A 16,179-nucleotide genomic window follows, 5' to 3' on the forward strand; every position below is an offset into this window, starting at 1 on the left:
GACCCGGGGGACGTATGGTTCCCCGGTTTTTGATTTTGGATGTAAATACATAATAGCTCCAATATGGATATGTTCATCCCGTACTTCAAATGTGATACAATGTTCATACTTATGTTTAGATGGAGAAGTAGGTGAAAGCTATGCGTATTTTAGAAAAAGCGCCAGCCAAGATCAATCTGTCACTCGACGTTACCCGAAAACGCCCGGATGGTTATCATGAAGTCGAAATGATTATGACGACAATTGATTTAGCAGATCGGATTGAATTGACGGAGCTGGCAGAAGATGTAGTGAGGGTTTCATCCCACAACCGCTTTGTGCCCGATGACCAAAGAAACTTAGCTTATCAGGCTGCCAAGCTCGTCAAAGACAGATACAACGTGAAAAAGGGAGTTTCCATTATGATCACTAAGGTGATCCCGGTGGCTGCCGGCCTTGCTGGCGGTAGCAGTGATGCGGCGGCAACACTCAGAGGACTGAACAGACTGTGGAATTTAAATCTTTCTGCAGAAACGCTGGCGGAGCTGGGAGCGGAAATTGGCTCAGACGTCTCGTTTTGCGTCTATGGCGGAACTGCGCTTGCCACCGGACGCGGTGAAAAGATCAAACACATCAGCCCGCCTCCGCATTGCTGGGTCATTTTGGCGAAGCCGACAATCGGCGTTTCTACGGCCGAGGTCTACAGACAGCTGAAGCTTGATGAGGTGGAACACCCGGATGTAAACGGCATGATTGACGCGATTGAGGAAAAGAGCTTTCAAAAGATGTGCAGCCGTTTAGGCAATGTGCTTGAGTCTGTAACGCTTGATATGCATCCTGAAGTCGCGATGATCAAAAACCAGATGAAACGCTTTGGTGCAGATGCTGTGTTAATGAGCGGAAGCGGTCCGACTGTGTTTGGACTGGTTCAGTATGAGTCTAAGGTACAGAGGATTTATAACGGGTTAAGAGGCTTCTGCGATCAGGTATATGCGGTGAGAATGATCGGCGAACAGAACGCTCTTGATTAAATCCGTATGTTAAGTTATATTGATCTTAAAATATTCGGATTTTGGGGGTAAGTTCATGAAGTTTCGTCGCAGCGGCAGATTGGTGGACTTAACAAATTATTTGTTAACCCATCCGCACGAGTTAATACCGTTAACCTTTTTTTCTGAGCGGTATGAATCTGCAAAATCATCGATCAGTGAAGATTTAACAATTATAAAGCAAACCTTTGAGCAGCAGGGGATTGGTACCTTGCTTACTGTTCCCGGTGCTGCCGGAGGTGTCAAATATATTCCGAAAATGAAGCAGGCTGAAGCTGAAGAGTTCGTTCAGACACTTGGACAGTCATTGGCAAATCCTGAGCGTATCCTTCCGGGCGGTTATGTGTATTTAACGGATATCTTAGGAAAGCCATCTGTTCTCTCCAAGGTTGGAAAGCTGTTTGCTTCTGTATTTGCGGACCGCGAAATTGACGTTGTCATGACCGTTGCCACGAAAGGCATCCCTCTTGCGTATGCAGCTGCGAGTTATCTGAATGTGCCTGTCGTCATTGTGCGCAAGGATAACAAGGTAACGGAGGGCTCCACGGTAAGCATTAATTACGTGTCAGGCTCCTCAAACCGCATTCAAACGATGTCACTTGCAAAAAGAAGCATGAAAACGGGTTCAAACGTACTCATTATTGATGACTTTATGAAAGCAGGCGGCACAATTAATGGTATGATTAACCTGTTGGATGAGTTTAATGCGAATGTCGCGGGGATCGGCGTCTTGGTCGAAGCCGAAGGAGTAGATGAACGTCTTGTTGATGAATATATGTCACTTCTAACTCTTTCAACGATCAACATGAAAGATAAGTCCATTGAAATTCAGAATGGCAATTTTCTGCGTTTTTTTAAAGACAATCTTTTGAAGAATGGAGAGACGGAATCATGACAAAAGCAGTCCACACAAAACATGCCCCAGCGGCAATTGGGCCTTACTCACAAGGGATTATCGTCAATAATATGTTTTACAGCTCAGGCCAAATTCCTTTGACGCCTTCAGGCGAGATGGTAAACGGTGATATTAAGGAGCAGACGCATCAAGTATTCAGCAACTTAAAAGCGGTGTTGGAAGAAGCGGGTGCTTCTTTTGAAACAGTTGTAAAGGCAACTGTATTTATCGCGGACATGGAACAGTTTGCGGAAGTGAACGAAGTGTACGGACAATATTTTGACACGCACAAACCGGCGAGATCTTGCGTTGAAGTTGCGAGACTTCCAAAGGATGCATTAGTCGAAATTGAAGTGATTGCGTTAGTAAAATAATAAGAAAAGTGATTCTGGGTAAACTCGGAATCACTTTTTTATTTACCTTATGCCCGAAATAAAAGCGTTATGACCTAATTGTGTAACTATATCCTATTTTTTCAAAAAATATTTTAAAAAACAGCAGGATTTCAGAAAAAATCGTGGAATTGATACACTAATGCTTTTATATAGGGAAAAGGTGGTGAACTACTGTGGAAGTTACTGACGTAAGATTACGCCGCGTGAATACCGATGGTCGCATGAGAGCGATTGCATCCATCACGCTGGATCACGAATTTGTTGTTCATGATATTCGTGTGATTGATGGAAACAATGGTCTTTTCGTTGCGATGCCGAGTAAACGCACCCCTGATGGAGAGTTCCGCGATATTGCTCATCCAATTAATTCAAGCACGCGAGGAAAGATTCAAGATGCCGTGTTAAATGAGTATCATCGTCTGGGTGACACTGAAGCATTAGAATTCGAAGAAGCTGGGGCTTCTTAAAAAATAACCAAAAAGCAAGGACTGCTGATAGGGCTGAGACAAGCCTTTTTCCGGCAGTCCTTTTTTAATTCTGATTTTTCAAACTAAAATGCACCCATAGAAAATGCTTGCACTTCATGAAGTCTCCTTGAAATCAACTGATATTTAGGATATATTTTTCTATGGATAAAAGGGATATTGGAGGCCATTAAATGGATAAGCGGTTTGCAGTTGTTTTAGCGGCTGGACAAGGAACGAGAATGAAATCAAAGCTTTACAAAGTCCTTCATCCAGTTTGCGGTAAGCCTATGGTAGAGCACGTCGTAGACGAAGCCTTAAAGTTATCTTTAACGAAGCTTGTCACGATTGTCGGACATGGTGCGGAAGAAGTGAAAAAGCAGCTTGGTGATAAAAGCGAGTATGCGCTTCAAGCAGAACAGCTTGGCACTGCTCATGCTGTAAAACAGGCACAGCCATTTCTTGCTGACGAAAAAGGTGTAACGATTGTCATTTGCGGAGATACGCCGCTTTTAACAGCGGAGACAATGGAAGCGATGCTGAAAGAACATACACAAAAAGAAGCAAAAGCTACGATATTGACTGCAGTTGCAGAAGATCCGACTGGATACGGCCGAATCATTCGCGGTGAGAGCGGAGCGGTTCAAAAAATCGTGGAGCACAAGGACGCTTCAGAGGAAGAACGTCTTGTGACTGAAATCAATACTGGAACGTATTGTTTTGATAATGAAGCTCTATTCCGGGCCATTGACCAAGTATCGAACGATAATGTTCAAGGCGAGTATTATTTGCCGGATGTGATAGAGATCCTCAAAAATGAAGGCGAAACTGTTGCCGCTTACCAGACTGGTAACTTCCAAGAAACGCTCGGAGTTAATGATAGAGTTGCTCTTTCTCAGGCTGAATTGTTTATGAAAGAGCGGATTAATAAACGGCATATGCAAAATGGCGTTACGCTGATTGACCCGATGAATACGTATATTTCTCCTGAAGCTGTCATCGGAAGCGATACTGTGATTTATCCTGGAACTGTGATTAAAGGTGAGGTGCAAATCGGAGAAGATACGATTATCGGCCCTCATACTGAGATTATGAATAGTTCAATTGGCAGCCGTACTGTGATTAAACAATCGGTAGTCAATAACAGTAAAGTGGGGAATGATGTAAACATAGGACCTTTTGCTCACATCAGGCCTGATTCTGTCATCGGGAATGAAGTGAAGATCGGGAATTTTGTTGAAATCAAAAAGACGCAATTCGGAGACCGAAGCAAGGCTTCTCATTTAAGCTATGTCGGGGATGCCGAAGTAGGCACAGACGTCAACTTGGGCTGCGGTTCAATTACTGTCAATTATGATGGAGAGAATAAATATTTGACGAAAATTGAAGACGGCGCATTTATCGGCTGCAACTCCAATTTGGTTGCCCCTGTTACAGTCGGAGAAGGCGCTTATGTAGCGGCAGGCTCAACTGTTACGGAAGATGTACCTGGAAAAGCACTTGCTATTGCCAGAGCGAGACAAGTAAATAAAGACGATTATGTGAAAAATATTCATAAAAAATAATCCTAAATTCGGAGGTTTATCCATGTCTAATCAATACGGAGATAAGAATTTAAAGATTTTTTCTTTGAATTCTAATCCAGAGCTTGCAAAAGAAATCGCAGATATAGTTGGAGTTCAATTAGGGAAGTGTTCTGTCACAAGATTTAGTGATGGGGAAGTCCAAATTAATATAGAAGAAAGTATTCGCGGATGTGACTGTTACATCATCCAGTCTACAAGTGACCCCGTTAACGAGCATATTATGGAACTGTTGATTATGGTAGATGCGTTGAAACGCGCTTCTGCAAAAACCATTAACATTGTTATTCCTTATTACGGTTATGCGCGTCAAGACAGAAAAGCTAGATCCCGTGAGCCAATCACAGCAAAGCTTTTCGCAAACCTGCTTGAAACTGCCGGTGCGACTCGTGTCATTGCGCTTGATCTGCATGCACCGCAAATTCAAGGATTCTTTGATATACCGATTGACCACTTAATGGGTGTTCCGATTTTAGGAGAATATTTTGAAGGCAAAAACCTTGAAGATATCGTCATTGTTTCACCAGACCACGGCGGTGTGACACGTGCCCGCAAACTGGCTGACAGACTAAAAGCGCCGATTGCGATCATTGATAAGCGCCGTCCGAGACCGAATGTGGCAGAAGTCATGAATATTGTAGGTAATATCGAAGGGAAGACCGCTATCCTTATCGATGATATCATCGATACTGCCGGCACCATTACACTTGCAGCTAATGCGCTTGTTGAAAACGGAGCAAAAGAAGTTTATGCATGCTGTACACATCCGGTACTATCAGGACCTGCTGTTGAACGGATTAATAACTCAACAATTAAAGAGCTTGTTGTGACAAACAGCATCAAGCTTCCTGAAGAAAAGAAAATTGAACGGTTTAAGCAGCTTTCAGTCGGACCGCTTCTGGCTGAAGCGATTATTCGCGTTCATGAGCAGCAATCTGTCAGCTACCTGTTCAGCTAAACCGATTTTGAAAGGTTTAAACCTTTATCGTTTTGGGTATTGTTTCTAATAGGACAATAAAACGATAATAGGATGGTGCTGAATATGGCAACGTTAACGGCAAAAGAAAGAACAGGTTTCACCCGTTCGTCTCTTCGGGATATCCGTACTTCAGGACATGTTCCAGGTATCATTTATGGAAAAGACACGGCAAACAAACCGGTATCCTTAGACAGTGTGGAACTTATCAAAACACTGAGGGATGAAGGCAAGAATACAGTCATTACACTCGACGTCAACGGAGAGAAGCACGCTGTCATGGTAACAGAGCTGCAAACGGACCCGCTGAAAAATGAGGTCACTCATGCCGACTTCCAAGTAGTCAATATGAGTGAAGAAATTGAAGTGGAAGTGCCGATTCATCTGACCGGAGAAGCAATTGGAGTGAAAAATGGAGGCGTATTGCAACAGCCGCTTTACGCTCTTACTGTGAAGGCGAAGCCAAAAGCAATTCCGCAATCGATCGAGGCAGACATTTCTGGTCTTGATGTAAATGATGTACTCACGATTGAGGACTTGCCTGCCGGCGGTGACTACTCCTATAATCACGAATCAGATGAAGTTGTGGCTTCTATTCTTCCTCCGCAGCAGCAGGATGCTGCAGAAACAGACGCTGAGGAAACTGCCGATGCTCAGCCTGAAGGTGAAAACGAAAATCAATAATAGCTTAAGGCGTAACCCTCCCGCGGTTACGTCTTTTGTGCTAGAATGAGAAGAATTATAGCCCGTGTTAGAGCGGGAGCTTATGTGACTAAGGGAGGATTTGCCATGCTTGTAATTACTGGCCTCGGAAACCCGGGAAAGAACTATGAAAATACAAGGCATAATGTCGGATTTATGGCAATAGACCAGCTTTCGAAGGAATGGAACATTGAGCTGAACCAGAGCAAATTTAACGGATTATACGGAACCGGATTTGTTTCCGGCAAAAAGGTTCTACTTGTTAAACCGCTTACATATATGAATTTATCAGGAGAATGTTTGCGGCCTTTAATGGATTATTATGATGTAGACAACGAAGATTTAAAAGTCATTTACGATGACCTTGATCTGCCGACTGGCAAGATTCGTCTAAGAACGAAAGGCAGTGCCGGCGGGCATAATGGCATCAAATCACTGATCCAGCATCTCGGAACACCTGAGTTTGATCGCATCCGCATCGGAATCGGGCGGCCAGTGAACGGGATGAAGGTGGTTGATTATGTTTTAGGTGCTTTTACAAAGGATGAAACACCAGCAATTGATGAAGCGATTGGAAAGTCCGTTAAGGCTTGTGAGGCTTCTCTCAGCAAACCATTTTTAGAGGTTATGAACGAATTCAACGCGAAGGTATAAAATACATAATCAAAGTCCATACTACACCAAAATGACTTTTTCATCAGGAGGGTCCCTTGTATGGCTTTGCATTATTATTGTCGTCATTGCGGAGTAAAAGTTGGAAGTCTGGAATCTTCCATGGTATCGACAAACTCACTTGGATTTGAGCACTTAACAAACGAGGAAAGAAACGATATGATTTCATATAAAGACAATGGAGATGTCCATGTTCTTACAATATGTGAAGATTGCCAAGAGGCGCTCGAACGAAATCCGCATTACCACGAACATCACACATTTATTCAATAAAAAGCTTTGGTGTAGACACTAGACCAAAGCGTTTTTCTGTTCTTACAGAAAACAGAGAGGAGGGGCCATATGGACAACATTCAAACCTTTATTAAAGAAAGCGATGACTTCAAATCCATCGTCAACGGTTTAAACGAGGGGCTGAAGGAACAACTGCTCGCGGGTCTTTCAGGTTCCGCGCGTTCTGTTTTTACTGCTGCTCTGGCTAATGAAACGAATAAGCCTATCTTTCTAATCACCCATAATTTATACCAAGCTCAGAAAGTAACGGATGATCTGACTTCACTTCTTGGGGATCGGTCTGTCCTTCTGTACCCCGTCAATGAACTCATATCATCAGAAATCGCGGTGGCTAGCCCTGAACTGCGGGCGCAGCGCTTAGATGTCATTAATAGATTAACAAACGGAGAAACGCCTATAGTTGTTGCTCCAGTAGCGGCTGTCAGAAGAATGCTGCCGCCGGTAGAGGTATGGAAAAACAGCCAAATGCTCATTCAGGTGGGTCATGATATCGAACCGGATCAGCTGGCATCCCGACTGGTAGAGGTGGGATACGAGCGGTCTGATATGGTTTCTGCACCCGGTGAATTCAGTATTCGCGGCGGAATTATCGACATTTATCCGCTGACCTCTGAGCATCCGGTCAGAATCGAATTATTCGACACCGAGGTTGATTCCATCCGCAGCTTTAACTCCGATGATCAGCGGTCAATTGAAACCTTGACCTCCATCAGTATCGGTCCGGCAAAGGAACTGATTATCAGAGCTGAAGAAAAAGCACGTGCTATAGAGAAGATGGATAAAGGCCTTGCCGACAGCTTGAAAAAATTAAAGCTCGACAAGCAAAAAGAAATCCTGCATATGAATATTTCTCATGATAAAGAGCGTTTATCTGAAGGCCAGACAGATCAGGAACTGGTGAAGTACCTTTCATATTTTTATGAAAAACCTGCTAGTTTGCTAGATTATACACCTGATAACACGCTTCTTATTTTGGACGAAGTCAGCCGGATTCATGAAATGGAAGAGCAGCTTCAAAAGGAAGAAGCGGACTTTGTCACAAATCTTCTGGAGGAAGGGAAGATTTTGCATGACATCAGTCTGTCATTCAGCTTCCAAAAAATAGTGGCTGAACAAAGACGGCCTTTGCTGTACTATTCTTTGTTTTTACGCCATGTTCAGCATACGAGCCCGCAAAATATCGTAAATGTATCCAGCAGACAAATGCAGAGCTTCCACGGGCAAATGAATGTACTTGCCGGTGAAATGGAGCGGTTTAAAAAATCAAACTTCACCGTTGTGTTTTTGGGAGCAAATAAGGAACGTACACAAAGACTGTCTTCTGTTTTGGCCGATTATGAAATCGAAGCGGCGATGACTGACAGCAAAAAGGCGCTTGTTCAGGGACAGGTTTATATTATGGAAGGCGAGCTTCAATCAGGATTTGAGCTGCCGTTAATGAAGCTTGCTGTCATTACTGAAGAAGAATTGTTTAAAAACCGCGTGAAAAAGAAGCCTCGAAAACAGAAGCTTACGAATGCAGAGCGCATCAAGAGCTATTCCGAGCTTCAAATTGGTGATTATGTCGTTCATATTAATCACGGGATCGGAAAGTATTTAGGGATCGAAACCCTTGAGATCAATGGAATTCACAAAGACTATTTGAACATTCACTATCAGGGAAGCGACAAGCTTTATGTGCCGGTTGAACAAATTGACCAGGTACAGAAGTATGTCGGCTCTGAAGGAAAAGAGCCGAAGCTGTATAAGTTAGGCGGCAGTGAATGGAAGCGGGTTAAGAAAAAAGTAGAAACATCCGTTCAAGACATCGCTGATGACTTAATTAAACTGTATGCCGAAAGGGAAGCGAGCAAGGGCTATGCGTTTTCTCCTGATCATGAAATGCAGCGTGAATTTGAATCGGCGTTCCCTTATCAAGAAACCGAGGATCAGCTCCGTTCCATTCACGAAATCAAAAAAGACATGGAAAGAGAGCGGCCGATGGATCGCCTGCTTTGCGGAGACGTAGGGTACGGGAAAACAGAGGTTGCCATCCGTGCGGCGTTTAAGGCAATCGCCGATGGAAAACAGGTCGCACTGCTTGTTCCGACAACCATTTTGGCTCAGCAGCACTATGAGACCATTACAGAGCGCTTTCAGGACTACCCGATGAATATCGGACTGCTTAGCCGATTCAGAACAAGAAAAGAAGCAAACGAAACGATCAAAGGATTGAAAAACGGAACGGTTGATATCGTCATTGGGACACACCGACTGTTATCAAAAGATGTTGTTTATAAAGACTTAGGGCTGCTCATCATTGATGAGGAGCAGCGTTTTGGTGTCACCCATAAAGAAAAGATCAAACAGATTAAAGCCAATGTGGATGTATTAACATTAACAGCGACACCGATTCCGCGTACGCTGCATATGTCTATGCTTGGCGTAAGGGATCTCTCGGTGATCGAGACGCCGCCGGAAAACCGCTTCCCTGTACAGACGTATGTTGTGGAATACAATGGTGCCCTAGTCAGAGAGGCGATTGAGCGCGAGCTTGCGCGCGGTGGCCAAGTCTATTTCTTATACAACAGGGTAGAGGATATCGAACGGAAAGCAGATGAGATTTCAATGCTTGTCCCTGACGCGAAGGTTGCGTATGCCCACGGGAAAATGACAGAAAATGAATTAGAAGCTGTCATGCTGAGTTTCCTGGAAGGGGAATCAGACGTTCTCGTCAGCACAACAATCATTGAAACGGGTGTAGATATTCCAAACGTGAATACGCTGATCGTGTTTGACGCCGACAAGATGGGTCTTTCCCAGCTTTATCAGCTGCGTGGACGTGTCGGCCGTTCTAACCGTGTAGCGTATGCGTATTTCACGTATCGCCGGGATAAAGTGCTTACTGAAGTAGCTGAAAAAAGACTGCAGGCGATTAAAGAATTTACGGAGCTGGGATCTGGTTTTAAAATCGCCATGCGCGACTTAACGATTCGCGGAGCCGGAAACCTTCTTGGCGCTCAGCAGCACGGCTTTATCGATTCGGTCGGATTTGACCTCTATTCGCAAATGCTGAAGGAGGCCATTGAAGAGCGGAAAGGCGATACAGCGAAAACGGAGCATTTTGAAACAGAAATTGATCTTGAGCTTGATGCGTACATTCCGGAAACTTACATTCAAGACGGCAAACAGAAAATTGATATGTATAAACGCTTCAGATCTGTGGCTTCAATTGAAGAGAAAAATGAACTTCAAGATGAGATGATTGACAGGTTTGGAAATTATCCAAAAGAAGTTGAATACTTGTTTACCGTAGCTGAAATGAAGGTTTATGCGAAAAATGAACGGGTCGAATTGATTAAGCAAGATAAAGATGCAGTCAGGCTGACCATTTCTGAAGAGGCTAGTGCTGATATTGACGGCCAGAAACTGTTTGAGCTTGGCAACAAATACGGCAGACAAATCGGGCTGGGAATGGAAGGGAAAAAACTCAAAATTTCCGTTCAAACGAAAGGCAAGACTGCGGATGAATGGCTCGAAACCGTGCTGGGCATGCTGAAGGGCCTTAAAGATGTGAAAAAACAAACCATTTCATCAACGTAAATTTTGTTACTCTCTGGTGTATATTACATTTGATGTGACGGATACTAATTTCAAGCGAGGCGGAAGGTACATAAAGTAACTGCTTTAGGTCTTTCCCACATTGTATAACCATCAAATGAAAGAGAGGCACCAGAGATGAAAGCAACCGGTATCGTACGTCGTATTGATGACTTAGGACGGGTCGTGATTCCTAAAGAAATTCGCAGAACGCTGAGAATCAGGGAAGGCGATCCGCTTGAGATTTTTGTAGATCGTGACGGAGAAGTTATTTTGAAAAAATACTCTCCGATAAGTGAACTTGGAGACTTCGCAAAGGAGTATGCAGACGCGCTTTATGACAGTCTTGGCCACTCAGTGCTTATCTGTGACCGTGATGTCTACATTGCCGTCTCCGGAAGTTCCAAAAAAGACTACTTAAACAAGCCGATCAGCGAAATGCTGGAAAAAACAATGGATCAGAGAAGTTCCGTGCTTGAGAGTGATGCAAAATCCGTGCAGCTTGTGAATGGCATAGATGAAGATATGAGTTCGTATACTGTCGGTCCGATTGTGGCGAATGGCGACCCGATAGGTGCGGTCGTGATTTTTTCAAAGGATCAGACGATGGGCGAAGTAGAGCATAAAGCCGTTGAAACAGCAGCTGGGTTTTTGGCTCGTCAAATGGAACAGTAGGTCTTATTACAATTATCAAAATAGGTATAGAAAGAACAGCTCTCCTTTGGACGCTGTTCTTTTTTGTGCAGGCCGAAAAAGGATTCCAAGGGTTGGGATATGGTATAATAACCTCGTTTTTATTTGTACCAAGGTCATTGCACACTCTGCATGGCCCCTGACGTTGGGAAGGAGCTTTTGGATGGATGATTCAATACGCGTCAAACGGCATTGGATGTGGCAGGGGGCTTTTGTTTTAATTCTGGCAGGCGTTATTTCAAAAATACTAAGCGCCGTTTACAGAGTCCCATTTCAAAACATTGTCGGCGATGTTGGATTTTATATATATCAGCAGGTATACCCTTTTCTCGGTATTGCCGTCATGCTTTCAACATCAGGATTTCCGGTGATTATTTCTAAACTGATGAATGATTATAGTGAAAAAAGCCATAACACCATAATGAAAATTTCAGCGCTGGTTTTATCGGTAATAGGTGTTTTTTTATTTCTGTGTTTATATATGGGAGCTGTTCCGATCGCTCTGTTTATGGGTGATTCGCATCTCGCCCAGTTAATACAAGTAACTGCCTATGCGTTTCTTCTGTTTCCATTTGTCGCGCTGCTCAGAGGCGTTTTTCAAGGGAGGCACAATATGCTCCCATCCGCTTTATCGCAAATCATGGAACAGTTTCTGCGAGTAGCGGTGCTTTTAGGGTTATCTTTTTGGCTCATCAAAAAGGGTGCCTCGCTTTATACTGCGGGAGCGGCAGCTGCTTCTGGTTCTCTTGCCGGAAGTTTGATTGCGCTAATCATCCTCGTCTTTTTTTGGTTCAAAACGAAAAAGCCTGAAAAAGCGGAAATAGAAAAAGAAAATCACATTACAACAAATCAATTAATTAAGAAACTGCTTTTATATTCGGTCACGATCTGTGTCAGCAGCCTGCTGCTTTTGTTTATTCAGCTTGTCGATGCGCTGAATTTATATTCTTTGCTGTCTGGCGGTGAGGTGAGTGAAGAAGCAAAGCGGCTGAAAGGAATTTATGACCGGGGGCAGCCTCTTTTGCAGCTCGGTTCTGTTTTCGCAATGGGCATCGGGACCTCACTCGTACCGTTGATTTCAAAGGCGGTAAAGGACAATCAGATGCTGGTGATGAAACAAAGAGTGACGTCTTCCTTAAAGCTGTGTCTTGCGATTGGCGTTGCGGCGTCTGCCGGTCTCATCTGCATCCTCAAGCCGGTCAACATTATGCTGTTTCAAAATGGTGAAGGAACAGCTGCGTTACAGATATTTAGCTGCTCCATTTTGTTTGCGTCCTTGGCGGTCACGGCTGCTGCTGTCTTACAGGGAACGGGAAACACGGTGTTTCCTGCAATAGCGGTAGGCGCAGGCGTGGCTGTGAAATGGGTGTTAAATACCTTTTTAGTTCCGCGTTATGGAATTGAAGGGGCTTCATTTGCGACAGCGGCTACCTTTGCAGCTGTCGCCGGCCTTAATTTATATCGCTTGCGGCAAAAAGAATGGCTGGACAAGCTGAGAGGCGTTATGCTTCCGATTATTGGGTCCGCTTTATTGATGTCGGCTGTCTTGCTTGCTTATTTACGCCTTTGGTCTTTTCTGTTTGATGCGGAAGGAAGAGGATATGCGGCGGTTGAAAGTGTTTCTGCTGTCGCCATTGGAGGCGCGGTGTTTATTTATTGTATGATGAAATTGGGAATATTTACGGATGAAGAGCTCAACAGTGTGCCTTTTGGCAGCAAGTTAAGCAAACTCACAAGAAGGAGAGAACAAAATGGCAGGTAACATTACAGTCGTCGGGCTTGGCGCCGGAGACATGGACCAGTTGACAATTGGCATACATAAGCTGCTGACAAAGGCGGACACTTTGTTTGTCAGAACAAAAGACCACCCTTTAATTCAGGAGCTAGAAAGCGAAGCGAAGAACATTCGTTATTTTGATGATATATATGAGAAGCACGACCAGTTTGATGCGGTATACGAAGAAATTGCTGACATTCTCTTTGGAGAAGCGAAGCATCAGGACGTTGTTTATGCGGTTCCGGGGCATCCATTTGTAGCGGAAAAAACAGTACAGCTGCTGACGGAGCGGCAGGAAGAAAAAAACATTCAGGTGAAAGTCGCGGGAGGACAAAGTTTTCTTGATGCCACTTTTAATGCCTTGCAAATTGATCCCATTGAAGGCCTTCAATTTGTGGATGCCGGCACATTGAGCGCGGATGAGCTTGAGCTCAGACATCACCTGATCATTTGTCAGGTTTACGACCAAATGACTGCATCTGAAGTGAAGCTGACATTAATGGAGAAGCTGCCGGATGATTATGAAGTTGTAATTGTAACGGCAGCCGGAAGCCGCGATGAGGAAATCCGGAGAGTGCCTTTATTTGAATTGGACCGTAATGTCGCCATGAATAACTTAACAAGTGTGTATATTCCGCCGATTAAAGAAGAGAAGCTGCTGTACCGGGAGTTCTCCGCGTTTCGGCGCATCATCAGAGAGCTTCGCGGGCCTAACGGCTGTCCGTGGGATAAAAAGCAGACTCATCAGTCATTAAAACAATACATGATTGAAGAGTGTTATGAACTTCTCGAAGCAATTGACGAAGAAGACACAGACCATATGATCGAAGAGCTTGGCGACGTTTTGCTTCAGGTCCTGCTTCACGCGCAAATCGGTGAAGATGATGGTTATTTCACAATAGATGATGTGATTAAAGGGATCAGTGAAAAAATGGTCCGAAGACATCCCCATGTGTTTAAAGATGTTAAGGTTCAGGATGAAAACGATGTTTTGGCAAATTGGGAAGATATTAAAAAAGCCGAAAAACATACATCTGAAGAATCCTTGTTAGACAACGTCCCGAAAACCCTTCCTGCTCTTTCTAAAGCTGCTAAACTTCAGAAAAAAGCGGCAAAAGTCGGTTTTGACTGGGAAGATGTGAGTGATATTTGGGAAAAGGTGAATGAGGAGATGGAGGAATTTTCTTCGGAGGTTTCTGAAGACCCTCATGAACACAATCTCAAGGCCGAATTTGGCGACGTTCTCTTCGCCTTGGTAAATGTAGCCCGCTTCTACAAAATAGAACCGGAGGAAGCATTGGCGATGACAAACGATAAATTCCGGAGACGTTTCTCTTATATTGAGCAAACAGCGAAGGAAAAGGGAATCGAGCTGGCTAATATGTCTCTTGAGGACATGGACAACCTGTGGAATGAAGCAAAAGAAACTGAGAGGAGATCATAATATGAGATTAGATAAATTTTTAAAAGTATCACGGCTGATTAAACGACGTACACTAGCGAAGGAAGTAGCTGATCAAGGCAGAATCTCCATTAACGGAAATCAGGCTAAAGCAAGCTCAGACGTAAAACCTGGAGATGAATTAACGGTCCGCTTCGGCCAAAAGCTTGTAACGGTACAAGTGAATGAGCTCAAAGACACGACGAAAAAAGAAGAAGCCGCAAATATGTATACGGTGCTAAAGGAAGAAAAACTCGGCGAATAGGCTTGTTCTAAAAGAATCCCCCGCCTCATACAATGCAGTAATAATGCTAAAAGTATCGAGGATATGGGGGCTGAATAGATGAATTCATATTATGAACAAAAAGGTTCTTCTTCTGTTCCGGAACAGCACGATGTGACAATGAAAGGCCGGAAACATTTAGATATTTCTGGGGTTAAGCAAGTTGAAAGCTTTGATAACGAAGAATTCCTGCTGGAAACAGTGATGGGAATGCTCTCAGTCAGAGGCGAAAACCTTCAAATGAAAAATCTTGATGTAGAAAAAGGGATTGTTTCGATCAAAGGCAGGGTATTTGATTTAGTGTATTTAGACGAGCAACAAGGGGATAAAGCTAAAGGGTTTTTTAGCAAGTTGTTTAAATGACGCTGACGACACAATTCTATACAATGCTGGCGATGTCCGGTATGGGCCTCTGGCTTGGCGCGTCGCTTGATACGTACAGGCTCTTTGTCATTCGTGCCAGAACAGCCAGGTGGCTTTTATTTATTCATGATATTCTTTTCTGGATTTTGCAGGGGCTGCTCTTCTTTTATGTCTTGCTTCATGTAAATGAGGGAGAATTCAGGCTGTACATTTTTTTGGCGGTTCTGCTGGGCGTTGCGACGTATCAAAGCCTTTGCAAACGAATCTATATAAAAATACTGAAATTCGTCATTTATCTTGTTGTTTCTGTTTATCAATTCTTAAAAAAGCTCATTCAGCACGTGTTATTTCGTCCTATTGTGTGGACATGCGGAGTCATCATCTGGCTGGTCACGTTTCTCTTTCAGAGAACATACCGCCTGATCGGTTTTCTCTTGTTATGTCTTTATAAAATAGTCATGGTTCTGTGTTTTCCGATCCGCTTTATCGTTAAACAATGTATGAAACTTCTTCCTGAAAAACTGCGTCTAACTTTCAGACGATATTTTCAAAAAGGTGCAGGATTTCTAAAAAAGAAGAAGAAACTATTGGTAACCATAAGAACGACCATTACACGTTTTTTGAAGAGATGAAAGGAGGACCGTCTGATTTGAATTTTTCCAGGGAACGAACGATAACTGAAATACAAAACGACTATAAAGAAAAAGTAGAGCGGCAAAATCAGCTGAAGAAAAGAAGAAGAAAAGGGCTGTACAGACGGTTGACTGTATTCGGCGCTCTCGTATTTCTGACGGCAATTGTACTGGCAAGCTCTGTATGGAGCCAAACATCTTCCCTTAGCGCAAAAGAAGAAAAGAAAGAACAGCTTGAAAAAGAACTGAAGAATTTAAAGACAAAGCAAACGGATTTAAAAGAAGAAATATCCAAATTAAAAGATGAAGATTACGTCACAGAGCTTGCCAGAAGAGACTTATTCATGTCTGGAGACGGTGAAATAATCTTTAATGTGGAGAAGAAGAACAAGTAGCCTTGTT

At 43.5% G+C, this 16,179-nt stretch carries 17 protein-coding genes; all 17 read left to right on the forward strand.

Translation table 11 applies throughout. The annotated features are described in order from the left end of the window. The first annotated feature begins 140 nt into the window (after window positions 1–140). The 17 genes from ispE to divIC all read left to right on the forward strand — a co-directional run bounded on the left by ispE (window position 141) and on the right by divIC (window position 16,172). Complete coding sequence (ispE, locus tag LNN34_RS21525; RefSeq protein ID WP_024123617.1) at window positions 141–1,010, forward strand: 4-(cytidine 5'-diphospho)-2-C-methyl-D-erythritol kinase; 870 nt, start codon at window positions 141–143, stop codon at window positions 1,008–1,010. A 55-nt stretch (window positions 1,011–1,065) separates the two neighbouring features. Then, on the forward strand, window positions 1,066–1,923 hold the full coding sequence (purR, locus tag LNN34_RS21530; RefSeq protein ID WP_024123618.1) for a pur operon repressor: 858 nt from the start codon (window positions 1,066–1,068) through the stop codon (window positions 1,921–1,923). After that, window positions 1,920–2,297, forward strand: coding sequence for a 2-iminobutanoate/2-iminopropanoate deaminase (gene ridA / locus LNN34_RS21535; RefSeq protein WP_003226738.1), 378 nt, complete (start codon window positions 1,920–1,922; stop codon window positions 2,295–2,297). Before purR ends, ridA begins: the two co-directional genes overlap by 4 nt. A 194-nt stretch (window positions 2,298–2,491) precedes the next feature. Further along, a complete protein-coding gene (gene spoVG, locus LNN34_RS21540) occupies window positions 2,492–2,785 on the forward strand; it encodes a septation regulator SpoVG (RefSeq protein ID WP_003218346.1) in 294 nt (97 codons plus the stop codon). 191 nt (window positions 2,786–2,976) lie between these two features. Next, a complete protein-coding gene (gene glmU, locus LNN34_RS21545) occupies window positions 2,977–4,347 on the forward strand; it encodes a bifunctional UDP-N-acetylglucosamine diphosphorylase/glucosamine-1-phosphate N-acetyltransferase GlmU (protein WP_202663549.1) in 1,371 nt (456 codons plus the stop codon). A gap of 22 nt (window positions 4,348–4,369) precedes the next feature. Then, complete coding sequence (locus LNN34_RS21550) at window positions 4,370–5,323, forward strand: ribose-phosphate diphosphokinase (protein ID WP_003218353.1); 954 nt, start codon at window positions 4,370–4,372, stop codon at window positions 5,321–5,323. Between the two features lie 84 nt (window positions 5,324–5,407). Beyond that, window positions 5,408–6,025, forward strand: a complete 618-nt coding sequence (locus LNN34_RS21555) for a 50S ribosomal protein L25/general stress protein Ctc (RefSeq protein WP_044153494.1) — start codon at window positions 5,408–5,410, stop codon at window positions 6,023–6,025. 105 nt (window positions 6,026–6,130) lie between these two features. Continuing rightward, on the forward strand, window positions 6,131–6,697 hold the full coding sequence (pth, locus tag LNN34_RS21560) for an aminoacyl-tRNA hydrolase (protein ID WP_229044577.1): 567 nt from the start codon (window positions 6,131–6,133) through the stop codon (window positions 6,695–6,697). A gap of 60 nt (window positions 6,698–6,757) precedes the next feature. Beyond that, window positions 6,758–6,988, forward strand: a complete 231-nt coding sequence (locus LNN34_RS21565; RefSeq protein ID WP_024123622.1) for an anti-sigma-F factor Fin family protein — start codon at window positions 6,758–6,760, stop codon at window positions 6,986–6,988. A gap of 69 nt (window positions 6,989–7,057) precedes the next feature. Next, window positions 7,058–10,591: a transcription-repair coupling factor gene (gene mfd, locus LNN34_RS21570; protein ID WP_229044579.1), complete on the forward strand. Its 3,534-nt coding sequence runs from the start codon at window positions 7,058–7,060 to the stop codon at window positions 10,589–10,591. Window positions 10,592–10,726: 135 nt separating this feature from the next. Continuing rightward, window positions 10,727–11,263 (forward strand): stage V sporulation protein T, encoded by a 537-nt coding sequence (spoVT, locus tag LNN34_RS21575; protein ID WP_024123624.1) that lies wholly within the window; start codon window positions 10,727–10,729, stop codon window positions 11,261–11,263. A 181-nt stretch (window positions 11,264–11,444) separates the two neighbouring features. After that, window positions 11,445–13,043, forward strand: a complete 1,599-nt coding sequence (locus tag LNN34_RS21580) for a putative polysaccharide biosynthesis protein (protein ID WP_059334667.1) — start codon at window positions 11,445–11,447, stop codon at window positions 13,041–13,043. Continuing rightward, window positions 13,033–14,502 (forward strand): nucleoside triphosphate pyrophosphohydrolase, encoded by a 1,470-nt coding sequence (mazG, locus tag LNN34_RS21585; protein ID WP_229044581.1) that lies wholly within the window; start codon window positions 13,033–13,035, stop codon window positions 14,500–14,502. Before LNN34_RS21580 ends, mazG begins: the two co-directional genes overlap by 11 nt. Window position 14,503: 1 nt before the next feature. After that, a complete protein-coding gene (locus LNN34_RS21590) occupies window positions 14,504–14,764 on the forward strand; it encodes an RNA-binding S4 domain-containing protein (protein ID WP_024123627.1) in 261 nt (86 codons plus the stop codon). Between the two features lie 78 nt (window positions 14,765–14,842). Beyond that, entirely contained in the window at window positions 14,843–15,145 is a 303-nt protein-coding gene (gene yabP, locus LNN34_RS21595; protein WP_024123628.1) for a sporulation protein YabP, read from the forward strand. After that, window positions 15,142–15,777, forward strand: a complete 636-nt coding sequence (gene yabQ, locus LNN34_RS21600; RefSeq protein ID WP_215510923.1) for a spore cortex biosynthesis protein YabQ — start codon at window positions 15,142–15,144, stop codon at window positions 15,775–15,777. The genes yabP and yabQ overlap by 4 nt, the downstream gene beginning before the upstream one ends. 17 nt (window positions 15,778–15,794) lie before the next feature. After that, window positions 15,795–16,172, forward strand: coding sequence for a cell division protein DivIC (divIC, locus tag LNN34_RS21605; protein WP_010332711.1), 378 nt, complete (start codon window positions 15,795–15,797; stop codon window positions 16,170–16,172). Window positions 16,173–16,179 lie beyond the last annotated feature (7 nt).

The sequence above is a fragment of the Bacillus sp. AF23 genome (assembly GCF_020861455.1).
Classification (GTDB): Bacteria; Bacillota; Bacilli; order Bacillales; family Bacillaceae; genus Bacillus; species Bacillus halotolerans.